Here is a 22658-nt window from a genome sequence, read left to right as displayed (position 1 = left end):
CCTTGCAAGTGCAAGTTGCCCGCCTCGCGCGGGCTTTTTTTTGCTGCCTTGCCTTCAGCTGTGTTTCGCCCCAGCTGAACGACTCCGCACATAAAGACAACGGCATGCTAGGGATCAAAGCGACCACCTGTTGAAGAACTCTGAACGCCCAAGAAACTTGTCGCTAGGCTCCCAGGCCGGCCAGCTTCCTTCGCTCTTGGGTGACCTTGGCGCGTTCCTCCAGCTGCTTCGCATAGGCTGCAAGGGCTTCAACGTCCGCAGCGAACTCAGCAGGCTCAGGTAGTGTCGGAGGGGCTTCGGTTCCACCTTCATGTGTGAACATGGAGCATCGAGTCATGCCGTTGTACACGGCGCTAGCGTCGCCGTCTTCTACCGAAACAGATCGCAGCCGGGTGGTCTCAACCGACACTCGATAGCGCCGCACTGTGCTCTGCAATAAGACGTCCTCTACGAGCTGCTCCCAAGTGTCACGCATACGCCGGTAGCCGTTGCGTACAAGGTCGTTGTATCCTTCGAAATCAGCGCTGGTCTCGAGGGCTGTCTTGGCTCGAGCGGCAAGCGCGCGAAGGTCCTCGATGCGGCCTTTTATCTTCTTGGCCTCGAATGGCAAGTCTTCAGAGGCCAGGCCCTTGCGATTCATATTGGCTGACAGGTGACGGTGTGCGTAACTCACCCCCTGGTCATCAGCGTAGTCAGTCAGTGCCAGTGCAAACGCCAAGTCGTGAGTAAAGACAATGACCTGCCGCTTCTTCGCCTCTACGACCAGCCGTCGTGCGATTCGATCTCTACGGCGGTGGTCAAGTGAAGACACTGGATCATCGAAAATCAGGCCGGAGTTGCCAGGCCCAACACCAATCTCGGCAAGAAACATCGCCAAGGCGACGACGCGCTGTTCTCCCTCGCTGAGAATGTGCGATAGCCGGGTCTTAGAGAACGGCGGAGTGGTTTGCAGCTTCAACTGCTGCAGACGGCCGCCCTTCTGCCCAATCATCTCGAGCAGGATCTGCTGGTTCGGGATGCCTAACACGCCGAGTTCGTTGGTAAACGCGGTTCTCAGCCCCTCAGTAACATGAGCGTCGAACAATTCAGTCGTCTTACGGGTCAAAGCTGCGGTGCTGCAGCTGCGAATTGCCCCCATCAATGCACCATTGCGCTTGTACTGTTCGATGGCCTGGAGAACGAGTGGAAGCAGCGGGCCAAGACGCTCTCGAGAGTCCAGATCTGCGAGCTGTTGAAGCTTCTCCGCGCGCTCCTGTTGAGTCATCGTCTGTTCCAGCGCCAGTGCCACCGCAGTCTTCTGCTCAACCCACGATTCGATTGCCTGAAATGGAGGCTCAGGGAGGGGCTCTAGTGTCCCAATCGTCCTCGAGCTAGCCATCTGGACCACTTTAGCTTTCCGGGCCGCCAACGCCACTGCATAGGCCTCTATAGACGCAGCCAGGTTTGGCTCATCTTCTTCGATCTCATCTAGCAGTGCGGTGTCTGTTGGAAGGGACTCGGGGCTCAAGGCCATGATGGCGCGCAGTATCCGGATGGTGGTTGCGCGCTGCTGCGCGAGCTGGTGCTGGGCATCATTCTCCAGATACTGCACAAAGGACCGCAGTCGGGTGGACGCCTCTTCCGTGAGTGGCTGCTGGCACAGAACGCAATTGGCACCCTGGTCAGGACCTGGAAACAAGTGGCCCGGGTATGCCTGCGTAGACACAAATGTCATCGCGCTTCGAAGCAGCACCTCCCAAGGTTCCGATCCAGTGCCTGCGACTAGAGCGCCATCTGCACGCAACTTGTCGGTTATGAGCTTGGATGCGCCCTCAGCCGCAACGAATGCGGCAAACGCTTGGCGTAGCTGCTGTATCTCGACGTCTTGAAGTTGTTGGGAGCACTCCAAAAGTTCCTGCGTGACACTGGACATCCGCCGCAACAGGCGCCTGATACCTTCCGCCTGCCGGGCGGGATCCTGGTGGTTGAAGAGCTTTCGCAGGGCGGTCTGGGTCTGACGTTCAACTTCCGAAAGACTGGACAGTGCTTGGAACTCTTGCGGCGTACTGCGAGAACTCAGGCGTTCGTATTCCCGGCCCACCACATGCGGCCCAGCGAGGTTGGAAAGCGGGCTGAGGTCCAAACTATCTCCCTGCATCTCAGCCACGAGCCGCCCGTGGATCTCTGTCATCTCCGCTGCAAGCCCATGCATGACTTCCAGACCGCCAGGGACAAATAGGACCTGCGCCTGGCTGTCGAGGAAGACCCTTGCGCAGTTTGAGTCGAATACAGAGATCTGTGACAACGCTGACGGAGCTTCGGTGGCATCAATCCATTGCCCCGTTTTCGGCTCACCGGCTTCCAGCCAATCGATGGTGGCGCTTGGCGTGCCCACTGTCGCCGAAAACGCGTAGACGTTGGGGTACACGGCCTCAACACTGCGAGCTCGGCAGGCTTTTTTAAGCGCGCGCGCGTACCCCGACTTACCGGTGCCGTTGTAGCCGTAAACGACAGTGATCCCTTCGGGCTGGAATGTGAGGCACTGGGAGGAATCTAGGGCATTCAGGTGCTGTAGCTCGCGAAGCGCTCGCAACCGAATGTCTGCGCCTGGTTGCGGGTGCTCGGGAATTGCCGAGAGGTCAATGGGGACTGGCTGTCGGCCCATAGGGTCTGTCAGACCATGGTGGGACTTGACTAGCGCGACAAGGTCGGCCCGGTCTTCATCGGTCAGACTGCCCTGATTGATCAGTCTGCGAGCGCAGTCGCTCAGCCACGCCGGCTGCTCCGACAGCCAAACGGCAATGTCTTGAATTATTTGCATCGGATTCCTCCCAAGGGCTCACACGATACCTCTTGGCGGCCGGCTTCAGCGAGCGCTCTCAGATTCTTTGCCGTGGCCGCAGTTGCCACATCCCTGATGGGTTGCGCGCCCGCTACTGTCCAAAACCTGCGGACGTGTGTCGCGAGAGGACTACTTGAAGTCGCGACTTCCCAATTTTCCCAGCCGTCCGAGCCACGGCGTCAGATCGACCAGCCGATGTGCGATCAGGTTGCACACGGAACCGCGTTTCTGCCACACCCCTTTCACCGCCAAGAGTCGGGACTCCAAGAGCACACTGCGTTGCTCATCGCGCAAGGCCGACCACACGATCACTTGGATCGCACCGAACTCATCTTCCAAGCTCACGAAGACAGTGCCGTTGGCTGTAGACGGCTGCTGGCGCAACGTGACAATGCCGGCCACGCGAACCTCCCGCCCGTCCGGGATATGCCGAAGATCTCGTGACGAAAGCAGTCGCTTGGCGGCCATCCGCGGGCGCAGCAGTGCAAGCGGATGTCGGCGCAAGGTGAGCCCCGTCGAGGCGTAGTCCCACACGATCTCTTCACCCTCGGGTGCGGCCTGAAGCTCAAGATAGTCCTCATCGATCGGTGCGTCATGCAGCAGCTCAGGTACAGCGTGGAGCCCCGCTGCATCCCAGACCTGTTGGCGGCGATGGCCAGAGAGACTGCCCAGCGCGTCTGCAGCGGCGAGCAGCTTCATCTCGTGCTGCTCCAGGTGCGCTCTCCTAGCCAGGTCATCCGCACTGTCGAATGGTGCGACCTCACGGGCTCTCACGATGCTATCCGCAGCGCTCACACGCAGCCCCTCCACCAGATGCATCCCAAGACGCACCGCGGGTACCGCTGGAAGATCCTCTAGCGAAGATTCGACCAGGCTGTGCATGACATCGATTGGGCGGACCTGAACACGGTGCCGACGGGCATCCTGCACGAGTTGAGAGGGCGTGTAAAAGCCCATTGGCTGGCTATTTAAAAGGGCGCAAAGGAATGCTGCAGGCTCGTGTCTTTTGAGCCAGCAACTGGCGTAAACTAGAAGGGCAAACGAGGCCGCGTGAGACATCGGAAAACCGTAGCCGCTGAACCCAAGCATCTGTTGAAAAATGGATTCGGCAAAGGTGTCGTCGTACCCACGGGCCCGCATGCCATCGATGACCCTCGTTCGGTATTTTTCAATCCCACCTTTTCGCTTCCACGCAGCCATTGCGCGTCGCATTTCGTCAGCCTCGCCGGGCGTGAAGCCTGCAACAACGATGGCCATTTTCAAGGCCTGTTCTTGGAACAATGCAACACCCAACGTTGAGCCAAGAACCTCCTCGATTTCGGGGCTCGGGTACGTCACTTGCTCAAGTCCCTGGCGCCGTCGCAAATATGGATGGACCATGCCACCTTGTATTGGTCCGGGCCGCACGATGGACACGGCAATCACAAGGTCGAAAAAGCAAACAGGCCGTAGTCGCGGCAGCATAGACATCTGCGCGCGGCTCTCGATCTGGAACACGCCGACCGTATCCGCACGCGAGACCATCCGGTATGTCTCGCGGTCTTCTGCTGGGATGTCTTGCATCGAGAAATCAAAGCCCCTGCGTTGGCTGACTAGTGCAAGGGCCTTGTTGATAGCGGTGAGCATTCCCAGCGCGAGCACATCAACCTTGAGGATACCGAGCAGGTCCAAATCGTCCTTCGACCACTCAATAATCGTGCGGTCCTGCATGGCCGCGTTCTGCACCGGCACCACGCGGCTGAGCAGCCCCTTCGTGAGCACGAAGCCGCCAGGGTGTTGAGACAGATGCCGTGGAAAGGTCATCAGCTGGGTCGCAATCTCAATGAGCTGCCGGACTGCCAGATCATCCAGCGACAACCCCAGCTCCAGGAATCGCTCAGTGCGGACCTCAGACCCATCCCACCACTGCTGGCCTGAGGTCAGTCCATCAAGTGTGACCTGGTCAAAGCCCAATGCCTTGCCAACGTCTCGAATCGCCGAGCGAGGTCGGTAGCTGATAACCACCGCCGTCAAGGCCGCACGGTCGCGGCCATACCGCCGGTAGAGGTACTGGATCACCTCTTCGCGCCGCTCATGCTCGAAGTCAACGTCAATGTCAGGTGGCTCAGCTCTTTCGCGCGAGATGAACCTTTCGAACAGCATCGCCATCCTGTCGGGATCCACTTCGGTGATGCCCAAGCAAAAACACACCACACTGTTCGCGGCGCTACCGCGACCTTGGCACAGGATGTTCTTTGACCGAGCAAAGGCAACGATGTCGTAGACCGTGAGGAAATAATGGTCGTAGCCCAACTCGGTTATGAGTTCCAGTTCGTGCTCAATTTGGGCCTGGTTCTTCGCGCTGATTCCATGAGGCCAGCGCCGGCCGGCGCCTTCGTAGGTGGCCTGGCGCAGAAAGCTGCTCGGCGTGTGCCCGGCTGGAACAACTTCTTCGGGGTACTGGTAGCGCAGTTCTTCGAGCGAGAAATTGCATCGCTCTGCCACGCGCAGCGTTTCGGCGAGCAGATCCGCCGGATAGGTCTGGCCCAGCCGAAGGCGGCTGCGGAGATGACGCTCCGCGCTGCGCTCGAGCTCGTAGCCGCACTCGGTCAAAGGCTTGCCCACTCTCGTGGCCGTGAGCACGTCCTGCAGTGGCTTCCTGCTGCGCAAGTGCATGTGCACATCGCCCAGAGCCACTAGAGGGAGCGCGGTCAGAGCGGACAGCTGCCGCAAGCGGTGAAGCCAAAGCTCATCATCGATGCGCCGATTGAGGTCCAGCCCTAGCCAGGCGCGGCCAGTGAAGTGCTTCAACGTCCACCGGCCGAGCTCCTCCAGCTGCTCATCGGTGGCAGCCCGCATCGGCGAGACCATCACCAGGCAGTCTGCCAGTGCAGCGCCCTCGATCAAGTTGCGCCGCAGCTCGTAGGTCCCCTTTTCAGATGAGCGCCGCAGGACCGTGATGAACTCGCAAAGGTTTCCGTATCCGTTGAGGTTCTGCGCCAGCACCACCATCACGAAGGGAAGTTCAGCTTGCACATTGAACTGCGATCCTATGAGCAGCTTCATCCCTGCTTCTTTCGCCGCCGTGTGCGCGCGCACGACGCCGGCGAGGGTGCACTCGTCGGTCACCGCGATAGCGCTATAGCCAAGTTCATGCGCGCGCTCCACCAGCTCTTCCGGCCAGCTGGCAGCGGTCAGGAAGGAGTAGTTGGAACGCGCGCGCAACTCGCAATACGAGGGCAGGGACATGGCAAACGTTCGCGTCAGGCGTATTGCCCGTGGAGGAACCAGCCCGTCTCATCACCGGCAAGGCGGCGCTGGAAAACCAGAAGCAGGCCTGCATGGTGGCTGAGGGCCACGAAATAGTCGCGCTGCACGGTTCCCGGCGCCGCCCCCTCCACCTTGCCCTGTCGATCCCACCAGCCACCCTCGACGCGGTCCGGGCCGAGCAGTATCTGCAGCTGCCCCTGGTACATGGGACGGTTGTCTCTTTCGGCCAGGCGCAGGGGCTCCGCCAACAGCCAGCCTGGCAGTGGAAAATGGTGGTCGGTCACGCTGGCGCGCGGTAGTGGCTGCTCGGCTGGCAGCCATTGCTGTATGCATTCAGGACGGTGGTCCTCGACAAGTCGCGGGCGCACTACCCGCTCCTTCCCGAGGCGCGCCTGAATGCGTTCTAGGACCAGCGCGGTAGCCTCACCTTGTCGGATGGTGTCCGGGAGCAGCGACTTGCTCTCTTGCGTGATCGGGATGGTCTCGGTGGCCAGCAGTTCGATGTCGCCCGCCGGTGCCAGCAGCTCGACCTTGGCCAGATGCTCTGTCAGCAGCCGGCCCAGGTGCTCAACTGACTGCGTGGCCTCAGCGGTGCGCACGGTGAGCTCGCCACCTGTGCCGGCAGTCTTCGCCCGCATTGCGTCATGGCACCAGCGGAGAGTAAAGGCGGTGACGCCCATGTGGCGAGCCGCCAGCCAGCCCGACATCTGCAGCAGGAGCCGGCGCGCGCCGAACATCAGCGCCGCGGCGTGCTCCACCCGGAACTGAAACTCCAGGCGGGCCGAGAACGTCTCAGGAAGGGGTACCCACTCATAGACCTCCGGGCGCAGGCCGTATGCCTGGTCCAGCGCTGTCAGAAGCTGCTTGTCAAAGCGCCGGCCCAACCCGCCGCGCGGCAGCTTGCGCACGTCGCCCAGGGTGCGCGATCCCAGGCGGTGGAGCGTCCCCTGGTGGCGCGCCACGGCTGTGATGGTCTCCAGCGGCAACTTGTCAAGGATCGAAGGGAGAGGGCGGGCAAACCCATCCCCTACGCGGCACCTCAGCAACGCCAAGGCGGCGGTGCCGGTGGGGGCCCACGAGATGGCGTCTACCCCCAGCTCCGTCGCCTCCCCCTCGATGCGCTGGCGCAGGTTCTCCAAGCCACCGAACAGGCGCACGCTGGCCCCGATCTCGAGCAACACGGCTTCTTCTTCGGCCATGGCCACCCGCGGCGTGAACTGCAACGCCCAGATAGCCAGCCCCTGAAGATCAATGGCCGTGCAGGAGTCGGGGTTCTTGGAGGGACTCAGTGCGGCCCAGATCCCAATCATGGGAGGCCTCCTGGCTGCGCAGGGGAGCAACAATTTCAATGCCCATGCGGCGCAGGCGCGGGGGCAACACACGGTCAAGGCGATCTGGAACTGCGACCAGGCGCAACACCCCGCTGAAAGGGGTGCCGCGCCGCTTGAGCACAGTCACATCGATGTGCCATCCGGTACCCAATGCTGCCTTGATGCGCAGAGGTGCGGGCGAAGCCTCCCGCTCAGCCGCCAAAGGCCGAAACAGGAAGACTGGGGACTGGCAGGACTGAGCGTGCACCTGCAGGCGACGGATCTGCTCGGCCCGAGCCTGCGGCAACCAGGCAAGCACCGCCCCCTTGGGATTGGATTTGACCAGCTGCTCTGTGGCCCACAAGCGCTCTGCAGGCGTCTTCGCCTGGATCCAGACGAGGCGTTCTGGTGGCAGCCCTAGCTGCTGCAGGCCGCCGGCATGCGGCGGCTGCGGCGGAGCGACGAGCAGGATCTGGCCCCCACCGGCAACGAGCGAGGGCAAAGCGCCCCCCAGCAGGCGCCATTCGCAAAGCGGCGCCTGCGCGGACAGCACCTCGGTGAGCGCCCTGGTTGGCCAACCACTCCCAGGCAGCACCGCGTCCAGCTCTGAAAACCCCGTGGCCACGGTCTCACCTTCCTGGCGACCCATCTCCCCACCGAGCCAAACGGCTTCGCGCACGCCTGGCGGCAGGGCGTGTGGGTCGAAGGAATGAAGAAGGGCTGACATCGGGTGCAAATACTGTAGTTATTTACAGTGTATGGCCGTGCCGCGTTTTCCCATGTAGGGGTGTACCTGGCTGCAGGGTCTTTGGACAGCAAGGTTTGTAGCAAGCTTTCCAGACTTCTCGGGCTCTTGGAAGCCAATCGGCGCCCAAAGATCATCCGATGCCTGTTACAAAATCATCAGCTGGCTGCCGAGATCGGTCGTGCCGGGCTTTACCGGCTGCTACTGCTACCTCTGACTCACCCCCAGCTTGCTGTCGAGGATGGGGCGCCATCCATCCGTCTTCTACAAGCTTGGCAGGTTGTGTACCGTCGGCGGCAGAGGATCCGGCCCCGTCCTACCTGAGCGCAGTGCTACCCTCACCCATGATGGAGCGCAAATGCACAACGTAAACTCGGATTCAATCATTGGAGACACGCATGCCTTCGTATTGCCTGCAGATCATCCCTGACCCTGATAGCGACGAAGCGTTTCGCTGGATTGTCCTTGAGCAGGAAGCGAACGAGGCGCTGGTCTTCAAGCCCCACTCGGCATCGGAATGCGATTTCGACAGCTGGGCGGCGGCACTCGACGCTGGCACTTTGGCACTGGCGGCCGCAGAGGGTCAGCCCTACGAGAACGAGGCAGCAGACCCGGTTGGTGATGCCGACTGTTCGAAGGGTGACTGACGGTCACCCTGCGAATTGCACGGGGTAAGCGATGTGTGGGCCACTCGGAGAACAGCGGCCGCGCCTCGACGTTGTCATGGCAGCGCGTCGCAGCCCGGCTGGGCCTCGAGCCTGACCAAGGTGAGGTGCGAGCACGGTCGCCATTTACCAGCGCCCCCTGGATCGAGCAAAGCCATCGAGACTTGGCTGGATCATCTGCCACGACCCCGGAATAGGACCTGCGTAGCCCAACCCCTTGAGTGTCTTCAGCGCCGAGACAATGTCGCTCACAACAAGCGCGCCTAGGTACTCGTCGGGGGTACCCACCGAGGTCGGGAACTCGGTCTGCCACCCCCGGAATGCTGGCCAGGGCGCCAACGTCTGGAACCTGTCTCGGTGCTCCTGCCGCACCCACTGCTGCCCAGTGGGTGAAGTGAGCAACGCGACCGAGCTGCCCGAGTGCCACGGCCAAGGCCAGCGCCGGCCTGGCGGGCCCAAGTCATCAGAGAATCGAAGGGCAGGGGACGGGGCAGGCGGCTGCCTCGCGGCAGCGGCGTCTCTGAGAAGCTTTTCCTGCTCAAGCGCGGCCTGTCTTTCACGTTCAGTCTCGTCCTCAAACCTGGCGATCAATGCTGCGGTGTTTTCCACCAGCAGGCGCCGCTCCTCCGCCGTGAGCCGGCGGCCTGATCCACCGGAATTGTCATACGCTGGCCTGCCCAGGGCAGAGGACGATCCGTATCGCTTCTCAAAGCACGTGGAGCCCAACACCAGAACGCGCCCCTCATCCCTGACAACGTGGATGGCGGCATAGACCCCGTGATTGCAGGCTGGTTGCTGACACTGCACACGCTGAGACGGCTCCACCGCCACTATGGCCAGAAGGCGGGGGGAAGAGGGGGATGCGTCCATATCTGTTCCGTTCAAGCTGCCCGAGTGCCAGATTCTCGCTGATCAGCCTCGGCCGCAGCACCGCCGTTCGGAACGCAAAAAGCCCCGGGCACGATCGATAGATCACGCCCGGGGCTCATTTTGAAGGTCGCCTATTCGACCGGGTCTTTACGGCCTACTGCGGCGTCAGAGACGAAGCAGAAGGCATCGGTAAGAAGGCCGAGGCGCATGCCAACGACCGGTTGTCAGGGTGGTCTATCGACCACCGGCCGGGCTTGAGCCCAGTCAGCGATGCAGCATGCGAGGCAGCTGCAGGCGTAGCGAAGGCAGCAGTGTTCGTGCCCACAGAAACGGTAAAGCACCCCGCTGCGCTATAGCCGTGAAGCACCGCTGCCTCGCTCGTAGAAAAGGCATAGCCGATCACGTATTCAGTGGCAGCGGTACCAAGCGCATGGCTCTTGGGTCCAAAGTACCTGGCTGGGGCCTGAGTAATGGTGGTGACCATTCAGTGATTCCAATGCCCACGGCCATACCACTGCCCAGCGACCAGTATCCGGTCGCGTGCGTCGATCTTCACAGACTCCTTGGTCCCGTCGGCCCGGAGCACAGTGCAACTGCCGGCGACGCCGGAGCTCGTCGGCACGAAGCCGCAGACATAGAAGCGCCAACGACCTGAACGCCCTTCACGGGCCTGTTGAAAGCCGCGGAAATTGCGCACTTGCCATTCACCGGCGTTGCGAATTTCACCTTCGGCCATGAGTGGTGGTTCGTCCACCGCAATCTCAAAACTCATCTGCTGTTGAGCCATATTGGAAGTCTCCAAAGTGTGGCGAGCAGCTGCCCCAGTCGGGCTGAGCTGCCCGACCGGGTTGATGGTGCCGGCCCTACTGGGACCGGCGTTCCTGCGAAGCGTAGAACGCGCAGGATGTGATGTAGCCGTCAGGTGATGGCGACGTGGGCCATCCCTTGGCACAGGAGCTCGTTTCGCCGGGGCGATAGGAGCAAGCTGAGCATTCGGAGCACAGGTCGTCGTCGCTGATGGACCGCCGGGCACCGCTAGGCGAGCGCGGCTCAGCCCTGGTTGCAATGTGCATGGAATTCTTACTTGGGATTGGAACAGGCTCCATGCCGCAATGGGCAATGGCTTGCCCGTGGGGGATGTTGGGAATCAAGGTCAGCAGACGGAAACCGTTGCGCCCCGATGGTCTGGCCTCGGGAGGCCAGTGGAAAGGCCGGGAGATGCCCAGCGGCTCAGCAAAAATGCCGTGCTGCGCGCATTCTATCGCCGACCACGAAAGCTCGTCAGAGCACCGCGGGGGCAGAGGAAGACGCCATTCACATGCAGAGGTTGCCGGCGAAGCGGTTGGCGGAGCGAACGCGATACCATAGCAAATCACTTCCCGAAGACCACCACCAACGATAGGAGTTCGGTCTATGTGCTACAGCGCGCAAGTTTGGGCCGACTACAGGCGCTACACGCGAGCGTACGGTGTCGACCTCGATATCCGCGAGTTCTACCGGTTGTTCGTCCGCAGAAGCAGCGGAGCAAAATTTCCGGTGCCCAAAGGCCTCGAAGACGCTGTTCTCAGCGACCCTGATCCGAAGATGGCGGAGATCGCCGCGCTAATCCGTCAGCACCGTGAGGCAGAAGCCTTGCGGCTGCAACAACTCGTTTTTGAACAAAAGGCGCGCCTTGCCGAGGCCGATCGCCAGCTGGTCCAGAAGCTCACCAAGAAGTGGAGCGAAGAGCGGCGCATCGCCACGGACAAGATCGAGGGAGCCCTGCAGAAGCTCGCGCACTTGAACCGGGCCCAGCCACGCGATAGCGACTCACGGATCTACCCCGGCTACTACCTCCCTGTGATGATCTGGGAAGACGGACGCCGTGTGCTGAGGCCGATGCGGTACTTGTGCCGGCCGCCGGGTAAGCCCGAGGCGAACGATCACCGCTTTCCTGGTACGTACAACGCAAGAATGACCTCCCTGGAAGGCTACTGGTCCGGCGTATTTGGCATCACCCATGGAGTCGTTCTCGCCAGCGCCTTCTACGAACACGTCAACAGGCACCGCGCAGAGCAGCGCTCACTCGCAGAAGGCGAGAAGGTTGAGGACGTGATCCTGGAATTCAAACCAAGGCCTGAACACAACATGCTGCTGGCCTGCGTGTGGGCACACTGGACGGCCCCTGGAAAAGAGGACCTCTACTCTTTCGCGCTGGTAACCGACGATCCGCCACCGGAGGTCAGCCAGGCGGGGCACGATCGGTGCGTGATCCCCATCGATCCTTCCAATCTGGACGCTTGGCTGCAGCCAGACCGCAACAACCTGGCAGAGAGCTATCGCATCCTGCGCGCAAAGGAAGCGATACGGCCTTACTACGAGCACCGGATAGCAGCGTAGGGCACAGCTGACACCGCCAATGGAGCATGGCAAAACTCCACTCGGCCGCAAAGGAGATGCAGGGCCTTGACGCGGCCGCCATTGGGCGAATACTGGACTCGTCGCACCACGGAAGCCCTTATGCCCTCACTATCCCCAGCGCACGGCCTTTCGGCCAAATCAGCGCAGTTCCTCCACACGCAGCATGGTCGCCCGCCCGAGGGCCATCGCAAACTTCAGCCGGGCGGCTCAGACGCCCTGCGCAAGCTCTACCAGGTCCGCCACCATGGAAATGGGGGCCTGCTTAGCGGGCGACAGGTCGGGCACAAGGCGCGGCTATTGCCTCGCGCCGCTGCCTTCCGCGTGGCCAAGCGCCTACGCCAAGCCGGGCTCTATGTGACCTGCGATCCAATCTGCGTTCGTGTGACCCACAGTCAAGCTATTGAGCTACATCGTCGATATGCGCCCCGCGTAGCGTTGCGCCAAAGCCGCGCGTAAGCCGGCGCGGATCGTTTCTCGCAAGACAGTTCGAACGATGACCAACGCCCCCCAACCACAGTGCGTCACCATCGACACCGCGGCGGGCTCGCACCGGCTGCCGATCGCAGGCGCAAAGTACATTGCGGGCCTGACCCCGGGCATGAGCCTCCAAATCCTTGGAGCCCTGGGAGCTATCGGGCACGAGGAGACCGCCAGATCCTGGCTCTGGGCATTGGACCACCATGGTGGTGTCGCCTTGCAGCTTGAGCTACTCGCGCAACCGCAGCGCGAAGGAGAGGGCTCACAGACTGAAAGCCATCAGAGCCCCTTCATGCCCTCCTCTGGAGGCCCAGAGAACCCGGCCAATGCGAGCTACGAAAACCTACTTGAAGAGCAAGATCGCGCTCGTGCACATCTTGCGCGCACCTGGGCCAGGGTCGAGGAAGTCATCGCCACATCGCGCGCGGCCGTGGCAAATGCCGAAGGCAGCTGCCTTGATACAGCACCGTGAGCAGCCCATCAATCTCGCACAAGCCTGCGGCTACACGATAAATGTCTGTGAGTTCAAGGGGCAGCCGCCTCATGGGCGCTGGACTCAGGTCGGCGAGCCGCCGTCCAACTTCGAGTGGCACTCCACCGAGGGATCTAGCTCCTGTGAAAATGGGCTGCTCATGTCCACGGGATCCTTGCTGAGAATCTTTACGTCTCGGCTGGGGACGCGCTGCGCCGCTAACAGATCAGACCTTCTAGCCGCCATCCGACTGGCCAGCGAACTCTTCTTCTCATCAGAGTACAAGGTTGTTGCTGTGGAGCGCTGCTTTGCAGAGGCCTGTAATTTGATCTCGGCCCGAATCTCTTCGAGCGGAGTTCCATCCAGTTCCATCTTTCGCAGCTTTACCAATCCGGCTACGGCTGGATTCGTTACTTCTAGCGCCTGCATTTGCTCTGGCGTCAGCTCCATTGCGAGCCTATTTAGCCGGGCATCGTATTGTTCAGACTCCGTCATGAGATGTACTTTCGTGCGAGGCTGCGTAGTGGGGGTGTCCACCGAAACGACCTGTTTAAATGCATGGCCCATACAATTTTCTTACGAATGGCCACAGTCGGCAACGGTGAACTTGCGCGGCTGGGGTGCGGGAACTGACATCCAGTGTCAGAACGTGGAGGCCAACACCTCATAGGCTTGCAACGTGTGCTGCACGGGTCCACAATCCGCCCACGTACGCTTAGGCGTCGACCTGCCCCCAAAGGGCAGCCCAATACCAGCGGCCTGAGCAACAGGCCTCAATCCATTCACCCACACGGGCACTGCCCTTGTGGTGGCGCTCCGTCAGAAGCCCCAATGGAAACTCTAGATCTCTTCGCATACGCCGCCGAGGGGACTGAATAGTCCCCCCTACATCGCGGGCTCAACTTCATGGCCGATGAGCCTGATGCACGCATACTTTGAAGGGCCCTCACAAAGGGGCTCTCGTCGCGAACTACGAGAATGGCTACCGATTCGACGCCAACCTCGAAGGCGCTTCGGACTTCCTCGGCTGCCAGGCCGATGACTACATCGAGCGCCATTGCCACATGGACTATGGCGACTGGACCGAAGGCCATAGGACTAGATTGCGCATGGGCGTCATCACCATCGCGAAGGTCCTGAGCCGGTCCACCGACGAAATCCTGCGCCGCACCCAGTTGCGCCAGTAGCAGGGCCTCCACGGCCAGCAGAACCTGCAGGACCTCATCGCTCGATGCACGGTCTTGTACCAGCGCCAACAGCAGCTGATCTGACGGCACCGCCGCCAATCGGTCGGGCTGCGAGCGCTAGAACTCGGCCGCCAGGCCACAACGCAGCGAAAGCTGCACTTCCGTGAAATAAGGCACACACCAAGTGCATTCACACGGGCTGGATTGTCATCGCCGGACAGCGATTTCAAGTTGATTTTGAAACGCCTATCGGAGCCTCCAAGGAGGCGACCGATCTGGCATTCCTAGCCGCACTGAACGAACCTTTTCCGCTGGGCCATCTGAGCCTCTGTACCGCATAGACGGGCAGGGCCACAGCCAGCCAACACCTCGCGAGTCCCCTTCGGGAACTCGCACCACTATCCACTGTTCCTGCCCAAAGGCAGAACGCAGCAAGAAAGCTAAACATGAGCAGTCACGACATGTCCATTCGCACCCACACCAACCTTCAAGTGAAGGAAGGCGTGACACTGCAGCAGATCCTCTGCGCCTTCGCACCGTTCCTCATCGAATTCGGTGTGGTGCTCGCGGAAGCTGCACCTGGTGAAGCCACCGGCGAGGCCTCGGAAGACATGGGCGAGTCCCACGTTACTCTGGAATCCGATGGCAAGATCATCTTCAACGTCTCCTGCGAAGGGGGCGGCCATGGTGACAAGCCCGAGAAGTTCGACGCCCTCTGCGACGGCCTGCGCCCACTCATCCAGGCCGGCGGCGTGATCGAAATCGTCGACCACGACATCAGCCCGTCCAATGCAGAGTCCGTCAGCCGCGTCTACCTGGCCCCAGCAGGGCAGGAAGCCGCGAACGATGAACTGGAGATCGCGCTGGCCCTTTGCGCAGTTGAGCTCCATCCGGTGCTCGGCACTGCCGGTGTAGAGGTGATCCAGGCGCAGATCCGCGCCATGGCCACACGAACCGCGGTAGCCTAGCCGCCGCGGCCGCTCTTTCGGCCAACCCATACCATCCCCGGTGCGCCTGACGGCGCCCCGGGGATTTTCTTTTGGCGACACCGCATGCGCTTGCCCGCCCCGAGGGTGCCGGCTACCATGCGTCCACGTTCGCTTCTGCGATTCGCGCACCTCTTGGTGCAACCCCTCCGTGGATGGCCGGCACCCGCACCGCCTCCCACGGAATCAGCGGTATCGGCAATCTGTCCGAACCAGCAGTGCAGGTCAGCCGTCGGCCACGCCCTTGCGGCAAACCTGTTACCCATCCAACACCAGCTCGCTGGGACTCGACGTCCCAGCACGGGAAGTCTGTCCTGACGCGACAACGCTCGCAGCCATGACTCGAATCATCCTTCCCCAATCCGACCGCCCAATGGCGGACCGGATCACGCTCCGGGAGAAATCCATGAGCACGACACAACACTACTTGGAGATCTGCCTGGACGGGCACCGTATCGACTCCGTTCATTGGTCAAGGCGGGATCCGGACTTCACAGCCGCGAACCCGTGGAAATGCGACCTCACCGAAAGGAAGGAAGCAGAGATCAAGACCTGGTTTGTACAGCGGTACCTCTGTTTCACGATAGCCCGCCTCGACTCCGCGTACGCCCCGCGCTACGACCAAGAACGGGCCAACGCCTGCCAGACCTACCCGGCTGTTTGCTAACCGCAACCACCAACACCGCCGCACCCCAGCTTGGACTGGAAAGGCAATCGAAAGACACACATGACACCCACCCAACAAGAAGCGCCCAAGACCTGCGCGGTCACCCTGTCCGTATGCCGTACAGCCTATGCCCACAAGGACGTGACCGTGGAGGTGCCGATCGGCGCCAGCGAGTCCGAGATTGAGGAGGCCGTCCTGGACGCCGCCTACAACCTGGTGTTCAAAGAGCAGCATGCCGAATACGCCCTGTCGTTTACCGACCCGGAGTACGAGGCGGAGCAAGCCCGTAGAGATGCCCTGTTGCACCTACTGCAGGGCCTCGCGAACCTGGGATTCGGTACCGATGGCCACATTCCCATCGACGCGATCGATAGCGTTGCCGCGCTCCTCGACAGTACGCTCAAGCAGCTCAAGCCAACCGGCGCAATTCCTTGCAGGCTGATCCACTCCGAATCCAAAGACGGCTTCTGGAACCAGTCGGTTTATGAGTGGCTCGGAGAGGAAGGCACCTACCATTTCCTCCCCTCACTGCCGCCCGACATGCCGGAGGATGCGCGTCTGGTCGACCTCGACCTGAAGCACACGTTCGGACACGCAAACGTGTGTCCGCCCGGCGCCACCCTGGACGTGGCCCAAGCCATCAGCCAGGCCAAGGGCGAAGGTAGCGAGAGCGACTTCTGCAGCATCGCGGGCGCAATCGCCCACCTGGAACAGCGGATCGATTCCGCCGACTCCGAACGCGACCGGGAGGCCCTGCGCACGCTGCGTCTCCTGAACATTTAGGAAACCGAAACGCCCTGGCCATCGCCGGGGCGTTTTCGTCTTCGGTGGACGGCTCAGACCGGCGACAGGCAGCCCAACACTTCATCGGCTTGCCAGGCTAGATCCCCGCGGCTAGCATGGCCTGGTTCGGCCTCAGTGCTGCCAACCCGGCGATTGCCGGCACCCATCAAACGCCTTTACGGCGACGACCTCATAGGCCAGTCACAAGGACCACCCGCTTGCGGCGGACCCAGACTGGTCAATTCAAGCGCTTCAGCGCGCATCCAACCACACGGTCGGGCTCCTTGCCCACCGGCGGGGAGTTCCACCCATTACCTGGGAGACTCAATTGAATCCACAGAACACCCAGCGCCTGCGAGAAGTCGAGGCTGAGCTGGCCGGCATGGGCCTTGGCATCCAGGGCTCGCTTGCGAGCATCGATGGCGATGGCGATGCCCTGTTCGAACTCGCGAGCGGTGAACTCGTCGATCCGCCGAACGACCAGGCGCTCCAGCTCGCCATCGAGTGGACGGAGCTGACGACGCCATGAGATTCACTCGCTACGCACGCTACGAGGACTTTGACTGGACGCCACGCAAGCTTGCAATGGCGCGGTCGAAGCCTCAGCGGCTGAAGAAGAAGGTCGAGGAGCAGTTCCCGCTTCTAGCCGCTTTGCTGCCACCGCCGCCTTCCTTTGACGAGGAAGGTGAGCTCACCCGGCGCCGCGAGCGCAATCGCAAGACTGAAATTGATCAGCGCGCGCGCCTCGCGCGCCTCTGGAGGGACTGCAGGCGCGACTTCTTCGCGGCTACCGAGGAACAGAAGGAACTCATCCGGAAGGCCTGGGCCGAATGGAGAGGACCCACCACTGCGTCCTATCTGCGATATGTGGTGGACCTACACACGGGAGTCTACGAAGCGAGATCAGTGCTGTTCCGCCAGCGCGAGGAGCGAAGTCGGATCGAACTGCTGAAACGCCTCAGAGCGCAGGCGACCCTGGAGCTGTAACGCCCAACGCATAACAAGGTCCGGCACTTGCCGGACTGGTCCAACAAACAACCCCAGATGGGCACAAGATGCCCACTGGGGCGGTGCCTGTCCTCTTCAAACTGGAGACTGAACCGAATGCACAACGGACTTTCCGAACAACAGAAGCTGGGCCAGTTGGTCCATGCCGCCTACTTGACCAAGGGCTTCTTGCAAACGGGCCCGCTGAGCCATCAGGAGCTCGCGCACTACGGCGGCGAGCTGAGCGCATTGGCGGAGGTGGCAACGTTCACTCGCTACCTCAGCACTGCGGCGACGCGGGCGCAAGGCCTTGGACTCGAAGGCCCTACAGTCTTCGAGTACGAGATCAGCGAGGGAATGGGAGCCTGGCTCCGGTGCAACCACCTCGCCGACGCAGCCGCCTTCCAGGTGGAGCTCGTCACCAGACTCACACGGCACTTTGGGCGCCACCACCCAGGGCTCGTCGACCTGCAGGCGGCCGCCAGCCTGCCACCTGCTGGCCCGCCGCAGGACTGGACGCCGTCCTTCAGCCCGTGGCGACATGGCGGGTGGTACGTCGACAACGTGCAGTACGCCAGCGGTGCGATCGGGTGCGTGAGCAGGAACTATGAAGACCGCAGATGGCGAATCGTCTGCGATCCTCGAAGGGAGTCCCTGGGCTCCCCGGGTGACTTCACGTTTGGCTCGCGGCTCGAAGCTGCCCGCGCTGAATACGTCCTCGCGGCGCAGAGCGAACAGGCGTCGGGAGGAGATATCCATTGAAAGCGCACTAGTTCACACCGGAGGAATCTGCGCCACCCCTTGTGGGGCGAGCAATCAAGAAGGGCCCCATGCCAGCGCATGGGGCCCTTTTTCGATCCAGCCAGATCAAACGTACCCTGCTGGCGTATCGAAGAACGATGGGCCGGCACTTGCAGGTTCAACGGTGAAACGGTAGCCGTAATCATCATCGTGGTCCTCGCCCACCAGGTCGCCGGCGCGCAGCCGTTCCAGCACCCCTTCAAGCTGGCTGATGATGTCTTCACGGTTGCTGTGCCTGGTACCTTGAAGGTGCACGGTCACCTTTTGAAGTGGGTAGGCGTTGTCGATCCATCGCTGGCTCGGCGTAGCTGGCACGATTGGCATACTGTCCTTCGCAGATGAAGTGCAGCTTTCAGGCCAAGTGCGGGGAAATCCCGGGCCCGCAGCAAATTGCGGGTTGTTTGCACCCAGTGACGTGGCCAAGCGTCCTAACGCAGTGAAAACCTCGTCGTTGCTGCGCAGCCAGTCTTCGGCCCAGGGAAACTCCTGAAGCAGCGCAGGAGCCTTCTTATGCAGCAACTCCACCAGTTCACGGTTCTCATCCACTCGCTTGTGCACTCCTCCACCTACTTTTTCGAGCACCATCACCAGACCGTGTTGAGCTTCCGGCCGGAATAGGGCCAAGACCTTACGTAGCATTTCGTGTGTTCCTTGTATTGCGTCGAGCGTGCCTCTTCACCCCTACGGGAAGCGGTGTCTGGATGATTTCATAGCGAGCTCAATGACCAAGGGCCCGATGCGCCCGCTACGGGACGTAAAGCCGGTGCTTGTCACGGGGGCAGTACGTACAGTGCAGCTGCTGAGCGGCTACACCAAAGGCATCGGACACACACCGAGCAGATCGGCAACGCCGCACTGAACCAGCCGGCGCGATGCCTCCTTTCCTCTCTGTCTCCGCCACCCCAAAGGGCCCTACATGAACACACTCGAAAGAACGATCGTCGCGGCCGCGCACAGAGAATTGAAGCGCCTGCGCGCGCCGATCTCCACGGCCGAGGACCACGAGGACGCCCACACTGCCTTCAGATCCTTGAGCACGCTATCCAGCCTGGCGCATATCGAATGCGGCGGGCTGGGCAGCACTGCCAGGGCTGAACTTCTCGCCGTGGAAAATGAGGCGGCCAAGTCTCTCAAGAGCCTTAAGCGAGAACAGGCGCTTCCAACCATTGCCCAGCTGCTCGGGGCCTTTGATGTATCTAACTGGCTGAAGTCCGCCTTGGCATCCGCAGTCAACCGGGACGCAGTTGATGCAGCACAAGACGCAGAGTTGCTGCACCTGGTGCTGGCCGCTCGCGCAAGCGCCTTGATCGATGGACATGTCCGTGCGACACCAGCGGCCGGCAGGGAAGGGGAGCCTCGCTTCTAATCCTCGCTGCGGTCCCATATCAAAGCCCCCCACATCAGCGCCAAATTCCTGTGGCGACGGCCACCGGCGTCACCTGCAGCTACTCGGGGCCATTGACGCGGATGCGAGCTCCCGTACAGTAGCCATTGAACCGCGTGCCTAACTGGCGCGCATCGAAGAATGAGGAAAGGCCACGGATGGGAATTCGCAAACTGAGCGAGGCACAGCAAAGTCTCTTGGACAAAGTCACTGGCGGCGCACAGCTGCGTTTCGTGGGCGAGTCCGGTCTGTACCGTCTAAAGGAAGAGGCGCGCGAGCGCACCGTCTTCCCGAACACGGTTCAATCGCTCCTCAAGGCCGGACACCTATCCATGGATCTCAGCGGGCGATGCGTGCTGTCTACTTCCAATGCCGCGAACCAGACCTTCGACGGAACGCCTCCGCCAGATTTCCCGGCCCAGGTCGTCATCATGGATCGCGCCTTCGCACGGCGTCACCCAGCAAAGGGCTTCTACCTCAGGATCGGTACGCCTCAAGGGCACGTTGAAACCGTGCGCCTAGACAATGAAGCGACCCCAGTGGGCGCCCGCCGTGCTGCCGAGGCACTTGGCTACCAGCCCACCCATTGGATGGACGTTGGCGACGGCATCTTGTGCACTTTCTGAGTAGGGGACCCGCGCATGAATACGAGCATCTGGGGTAAGGTGATCCAGGCACATTCGGCGCTCGCACCCGAGGTGCGCGACGTGGAGTGGGTGAGCAACTGCGGCAGTGAGATTCACATCGACGACACAACAGGGAAGAGCCTTCGCATTGGCCACTTCCAAGGCGACGCGAAGCTATCAGAATTCGCGGTAGCCGCCCACCAAGCAACACTCCGGGCGTCGCGAGATACTGGCCTGCATGACCAGGGGAGCCAACTTTTCAGGGACCGCACCCCAGAAGCGGCGGCAGTACAACTCGGCACCGTCCTGGCCTGGCTGACCGAACAGCAGCTTGAATCCCTTGAGCAGCTGGAGCGTGCGGTGCGGACACCAAAGTCCGCCCTTGCGCGGCAGCGAGGGATCTGCGACACGGCGGTCAAGCAATGTGCGGAACTGGGAGTGACGCCCCTGGGGCTCGCCGGGGCCCGGTGCACCAGACTAGCGGCTCGCCTCGCCGCATGGCCTGGACAGCAGTGACGACAACGCCGATTGAGTGCAGGTCAAAGAACCTTGCGTGACCGCGTTCCCGTGCTACCTTGAATTGATCAAAGCAACTCTGCAAGCAATGCCAGCGAACCGCTCCCCTTGGCCATCAAGCCTGCTTCCAGGCTCACGGCGCACCTTGTGCTTCTGCAAACCACCCCTATGCGCGATCTGAGCACCCCCACAGATCGGCGCATCGTGGCCGCATGCAGAGGCAGGCTCGCGCGCTTGCCGTTCGCTGGCCATCCTGCTCTGCGATTCGACCCCTGGCTTGAAGGCTATCGGAACTACCTCTTTGGCGCGAGGGCAGGCCCGAGCATTTCGGTATCAACCCTGTTTCATGAACTTGGCCACGCGAGCCAGTTCGGGCCTGAGTCCTTTCGCACGCGAGCGACAGACGAGGGATACCACTTCAGAATGCGGAAAGTGGTGTTCAACGATGTGCCATACGACGAGCCTCGAACCAACCGTGCCACCGTGAGGGAGCTTGAGGCCTTCGCTTGCCAGTTGCACCTGATGCGCGCAGCTGGCATCAAGGTGTCGGACAGAGAGTTCACTACCTACTCCGGCAAACTGATGCATTACATGGCCGACTCGTACTTTGTGCCTGGCAAGACCGACGCCGCGAAAGCCCGCTGGTGCACGGACAGGATTTCACGAGAGTACGGCCGGCGCTCGCAAGCCGAGGTCCTGGACAGGCTTGAAGCCTGGCTCGACGCTACGCAGCGCCGCTGGAAGCGAAAACGCCTCACGCTCGCTGACATCGGGGGCTACAGCGTGGCACCCTGCACCAACTGACCGACTCCACCTCTGGAATCCCCAACATGAAGATTGAATTGACACTGCGGCACCGCGCAGCCCTGCAGAGCCTCCTTGATCGCCAGGGTCAAGAGCCGTTCCGTCGCTCGGACCTCATGGCCCTGATCTTCCCCATGACAAACCCCCGTAGCAGGGACCGCGCGAACGATATCGCCGACCTACTGATCCAGGAAGCCGCGAAGGCAGGAACTGTCGCGCGACACGGGCACTTGCACTGGGTCAAATTGAGCGCAGAGCGCAAGCTACTGTCAGGTCGCCAGGTCGCTGAGCTCGCCGACAATGTGAACCTCACTTTGACCACCAAGTGCCCCACGAAGTGGATGGCCGTGGACTTGGAATCGGGCGAGATCTGGACAGGCACCAACGACGGTAGTTGGACCCGAGCCTCATCTGACCTCCGAGCTGAAGTGGCGGCCGCTGCCAAGGGCAAGCGCGGGGCATAGGCTCACACCGCATCTACTGGCGCTTGAGCAAGCCTTGAGGTAGGCTCCAGCCTGATTTCGCCTCGCGCGCAATAGAGTGTTCGCACTCATCAAACAACCGCACCGTTCTCGCGTGCATTCACCCACTGGGCCATCCCCAGTGGGATGGCTCCATTCCAAAGGAGCCGGCAATGCCTACCCCTGGCGACATAGTCATGGTACGGTTTCCATTCGCCGAGAAATTGGCCGATTCACTGCACCCAGCCTTGGTCCTCGAAGTCCTTGGCGAGAGCCGCTACGTCCTCGCGTATGGAAGCTCCCAGCGCGTGGACAAAAGCAGCCCTCCAGCAAACGAAGTCGTTGTGTCTGATCCTGTTTCACTGGCCGCTTGCGGCCTGAACCGGCCCACACGCTTCGACCTCGCGATCAGGGCTCAGATGTTTGCCACCCAGAGGCACGTCTTGG

Annotated in this window: 22 protein-coding genes; 15 read left to right on the top strand and 7 right to left on the bottom strand. The window is 61.5% G+C overall.

Annotated elements, in window-relative coordinates:
- Positions 1-163 precede the first annotated feature (163 nt).
- The 4 genes from AC0IZS_RS33785 to imuA form a co-directional block, all read right to left on the bottom strand.
- The gene (locus AC0IZS_RS33785; protein WP_471639732.1) at positions 164-2800 is read right to left on the bottom strand and encodes an AAA family ATPase; all 2637 of its coding nucleotides are present in this window, start codon (positions 2798-2800) and stop codon (positions 164-166) included.
- Positions 2801-2950: 150 nt separating this feature from the next.
- Complete coding sequence (locus tag AC0IZS_RS33780) at positions 2951-6049, bottom strand: error-prone DNA polymerase (protein WP_471639731.1); 3099 nt, start codon at positions 6047-6049, stop codon at positions 2951-2953.
- A 14-nt stretch (positions 6050-6063) separates the two neighbouring features.
- Positions 6064-7380, bottom strand: coding sequence for a Y-family DNA polymerase (locus AC0IZS_RS33775; RefSeq protein WP_471639730.1), 1317 nt, complete (start codon positions 7378-7380; stop codon positions 6064-6066).
- Positions 7319-8107 carry a translesion DNA synthesis-associated protein ImuA gene (gene imuA / locus AC0IZS_RS33770; RefSeq protein WP_471639729.1) on the bottom strand — a complete coding sequence of 263 codons (789 nt, stop codon included), beginning with the start codon at positions 8105-8107 and terminating at the stop codon, positions 7319-7321. Before imuA ends, AC0IZS_RS33775 begins: the two co-directional genes overlap by 62 nt.
- A 416-nt stretch (positions 8108-8523) precedes the next feature.
- On the opposite strand from imuA, the gene AC0IZS_RS33765 reads away from it, so the two are divergent.
- Positions 8524-8772 (top strand): hypothetical protein, encoded by a 249-nt coding sequence (locus AC0IZS_RS33765; protein ID WP_471639728.1) that lies wholly within the window; start codon positions 8524-8526, stop codon positions 8770-8772.
- Between the two features lie 1372 nt (positions 8773-10144).
- Here the strand turns inward: AC0IZS_RS33765 and AC0IZS_RS33760 are convergent.
- Complete coding sequence (locus AC0IZS_RS33760; protein ID WP_436220461.1) at positions 10145-10447, bottom strand: hypothetical protein; 303 nt, start codon at positions 10445-10447, stop codon at positions 10145-10147.
- 626 nt (positions 10448-11073) lie between these two features.
- On the opposite strand from AC0IZS_RS33760, the gene AC0IZS_RS33755 reads away from it, so the two are divergent.
- On the top strand, positions 11074-12039 hold the full coding sequence (locus AC0IZS_RS33755; RefSeq protein WP_471639727.1) for an SOS response-associated peptidase family protein: 966 nt from the start codon (positions 11074-11076) through the stop codon (positions 12037-12039).
- A gap of 514 nt (positions 12040-12553) precedes the next feature.
- Positions 12554-13009: a hypothetical protein gene (locus AC0IZS_RS33750; protein WP_471639726.1), complete on the top strand. Its 456-nt coding sequence runs from the start codon at positions 12554-12556 to the stop codon at positions 13007-13009.
- An 84-nt stretch (positions 13010-13093) separates the two neighbouring features.
- Here AC0IZS_RS33750 and AC0IZS_RS33745 read toward each other — a convergent pair whose 3' ends face one another.
- The gene (locus AC0IZS_RS33745; protein ID WP_471639725.1) at positions 13094-13504 is read right to left on the bottom strand and encodes a hypothetical protein; all 411 of its coding nucleotides are present in this window, start codon (positions 13502-13504) and stop codon (positions 13094-13096) included.
- Between the two features lie 440 nt (positions 13505-13944).
- Between AC0IZS_RS33745 and AC0IZS_RS33740 the strand changes: the two genes are divergently transcribed.
- From AC0IZS_RS33740 to AC0IZS_RS33710, 7 genes are all read left to right on the top strand, one after another.
- Positions 13945-14196, top strand: a complete 252-nt coding sequence (locus AC0IZS_RS33740; RefSeq protein ID WP_471639724.1) for a hypothetical protein — start codon at positions 13945-13947, stop codon at positions 14194-14196.
- Positions 14197-14657: 461 nt separating this feature from the next.
- Entirely contained in the window at positions 14658-15164 is a 507-nt protein-coding gene (locus AC0IZS_RS33735; RefSeq protein WP_471639723.1) for a hypothetical protein, read from the top strand.
- Positions 15165-15588: 424 nt separating this feature from the next.
- Positions 15589-15849: a hypothetical protein gene (locus tag AC0IZS_RS33730; RefSeq protein ID WP_471639722.1), complete on the top strand. Its 261-nt coding sequence runs from the start codon at positions 15589-15591 to the stop codon at positions 15847-15849.
- 60 nt (positions 15850-15909) lie between these two features.
- Complete coding sequence (locus AC0IZS_RS33725; RefSeq protein ID WP_471639721.1) at positions 15910-16632, top strand: hypothetical protein; 723 nt, start codon at positions 15910-15912, stop codon at positions 16630-16632.
- 328 nt (positions 16633-16960) lie between these two features.
- On the top strand, positions 16961-17161 hold the full coding sequence (locus tag AC0IZS_RS33720; RefSeq protein WP_436180358.1) for a hypothetical protein: 201 nt from the start codon (positions 16961-16963) through the stop codon (positions 17159-17161).
- On the top strand, positions 17158-17619 hold the full coding sequence (locus AC0IZS_RS33715) for a hypothetical protein (protein ID WP_471639720.1): 462 nt from the start codon (positions 17158-17160) through the stop codon (positions 17617-17619). Before AC0IZS_RS33720 ends, AC0IZS_RS33715 begins: the two co-directional genes overlap by 4 nt.
- A 117-nt stretch (positions 17620-17736) precedes the next feature.
- Entirely contained in the window at positions 17737-18381 is a 645-nt protein-coding gene (locus AC0IZS_RS33710) for a hypothetical protein (protein ID WP_471639719.1), read from the top strand.
- 105 nt (positions 18382-18486) lie between these two features.
- Here AC0IZS_RS33710 and AC0IZS_RS33705 read toward each other — a convergent pair whose 3' ends face one another.
- Positions 18487-19059 (bottom strand): hypothetical protein, encoded by a 573-nt coding sequence (locus AC0IZS_RS33705; RefSeq protein ID WP_471639718.1) that lies wholly within the window; start codon positions 19057-19059, stop codon positions 18487-18489.
- A gap of 277 nt (positions 19060-19336) precedes the next feature.
- Here AC0IZS_RS33705 and AC0IZS_RS33700 point away from each other — a divergent pair, with 277 nt between their 5' ends.
- The 5 genes from AC0IZS_RS33700 (at position 19337) to AC0IZS_RS33680 (ending at position 22214) form a co-directional block, all read left to right on the top strand.
- The gene (locus AC0IZS_RS33700) at positions 19337-19786 is read left to right on the top strand and encodes a hypothetical protein (protein ID WP_471639717.1); all 450 of its coding nucleotides are present in this window, start codon (positions 19337-19339) and stop codon (positions 19784-19786) included.
- A gap of 176 nt (positions 19787-19962) precedes the next feature.
- Entirely contained in the window at positions 19963-20430 is a 468-nt protein-coding gene (locus tag AC0IZS_RS33695) for a hypothetical protein (RefSeq protein WP_436220474.1), read from the top strand.
- Positions 20431-20445: 15 nt separating this feature from the next.
- Entirely contained in the window at positions 20446-20946 is a 501-nt protein-coding gene (locus AC0IZS_RS33690) for a hypothetical protein (protein ID WP_436220475.1), read from the top strand.
- 168 nt (positions 20947-21114) lie between these two features.
- The gene (locus AC0IZS_RS33685; RefSeq protein ID WP_471639716.1) at positions 21115-21750 is read left to right on the top strand and encodes a hypothetical protein; all 636 of its coding nucleotides are present in this window, start codon (positions 21115-21117) and stop codon (positions 21748-21750) included.
- Positions 21751-21776: 26 nt separating this feature from the next.
- On the top strand, positions 21777-22214 hold the full coding sequence (locus AC0IZS_RS33680) for a hypothetical protein (RefSeq protein ID WP_471639715.1): 438 nt from the start codon (positions 21777-21779) through the stop codon (positions 22212-22214).
- Positions 22215-22658: the final 444 nt, after the last annotated feature.

This window comes from Acidovorax sp. AC410 (genome assembly GCF_979253235.1).
The sequence above is the reverse complement of the archived record's forward strand: the minus strand, read 5'-3'. Positions and strand labels throughout refer to the sequence as shown.

Excerpts from the sequence above, each read along its gene's own strand:
- AC0IZS_RS33785 (WP_471639732.1), bottom strand. The coding sequence starts at position 2,800 with ATGCAAATAATTCAAGACATTGCCGTTTGGCTGTCGGAGCAGCCGGCG.
- AC0IZS_RS33780 (WP_471639731.1), bottom strand. The coding sequence starts at position 6,049 with ATGTCCCTGCCCTCGTATTGCGAGTTGCGCGCGCGTTCCAACTACTCC.
- AC0IZS_RS33775 (WP_471639730.1), bottom strand. The coding sequence starts at position 7,380 with ATGATTGGGATCTGGGCCGCACTGAGTCCCTCCAAGAACCCCGACTCC.
- imuA (WP_471639729.1), bottom strand. The coding sequence starts at position 8,107 with ATGTCAGCCCTTCTTCATTCCTTCGACCCACACGCCCTGCCGCCAGGC.
- AC0IZS_RS33765 (WP_471639728.1), top strand. The coding sequence starts at position 8,524 with ATGCCTTCGTATTGCCTGCAGATCATCCCTGACCCTGATAGCGACGAA.
- AC0IZS_RS33760 (WP_436220461.1), bottom strand. The coding sequence starts at position 10,447 with ATGGCTCAACAGCAGATGAGTTTTGAGATTGCGGTGGACGAACCACCA.
- AC0IZS_RS33755 (WP_471639727.1), top strand. The coding sequence starts at position 11,074 with ATGTGCTACAGCGCGCAAGTTTGGGCCGACTACAGGCGCTACACGCGA.
- AC0IZS_RS33750 (WP_471639726.1), top strand. The coding sequence starts at position 12,554 with ATGACCAACGCCCCCCAACCACAGTGCGTCACCATCGACACCGCGGCG.
- AC0IZS_RS33745 (WP_471639725.1), bottom strand. The coding sequence starts at position 13,504 with ATGACGGAGTCTGAACAATACGATGCCCGGCTAAATAGGCTCGCAATG.
- AC0IZS_RS33735 (WP_471639723.1), top strand. The coding sequence starts at position 14,658 with ATGTCCATTCGCACCCACACCAACCTTCAAGTGAAGGAAGGCGTGACA.
- AC0IZS_RS33730 (WP_471639722.1), top strand. The coding sequence starts at position 15,589 with ATGAGCACGACACAACACTACTTGGAGATCTGCCTGGACGGGCACCGT.
- AC0IZS_RS33725 (WP_471639721.1), top strand. The coding sequence starts at position 15,910 with ATGACACCCACCCAACAAGAAGCGCCCAAGACCTGCGCGGTCACCCTG.
- AC0IZS_RS33715 (WP_471639720.1), top strand. The coding sequence starts at position 17,158 with ATGAGATTCACTCGCTACGCACGCTACGAGGACTTTGACTGGACGCCA.
- AC0IZS_RS33710 (WP_471639719.1), top strand. The coding sequence starts at position 17,737 with ATGCACAACGGACTTTCCGAACAACAGAAGCTGGGCCAGTTGGTCCAT.
- AC0IZS_RS33705 (WP_471639718.1), bottom strand. The coding sequence starts at position 19,059 with ATGCTACGTAAGGTCTTGGCCCTATTCCGGCCGGAAGCTCAACACGGT.
- AC0IZS_RS33700 (WP_471639717.1), top strand. The coding sequence starts at position 19,337 with ATGAACACACTCGAAAGAACGATCGTCGCGGCCGCGCACAGAGAATTG.
- AC0IZS_RS33695 (WP_436220474.1), top strand. The coding sequence starts at position 19,963 with ATGGGAATTCGCAAACTGAGCGAGGCACAGCAAAGTCTCTTGGACAAA.
- AC0IZS_RS33690 (WP_436220475.1), top strand. The coding sequence starts at position 20,446 with ATGAATACGAGCATCTGGGGTAAGGTGATCCAGGCACATTCGGCGCTC.
- AC0IZS_RS33685 (WP_471639716.1), top strand. The coding sequence starts at position 21,115 with ATGCGCGATCTGAGCACCCCCACAGATCGGCGCATCGTGGCCGCATGC.
- AC0IZS_RS33680 (WP_471639715.1), top strand. The coding sequence starts at position 21,777 with ATGAAGATTGAATTGACACTGCGGCACCGCGCAGCCCTGCAGAGCCTC.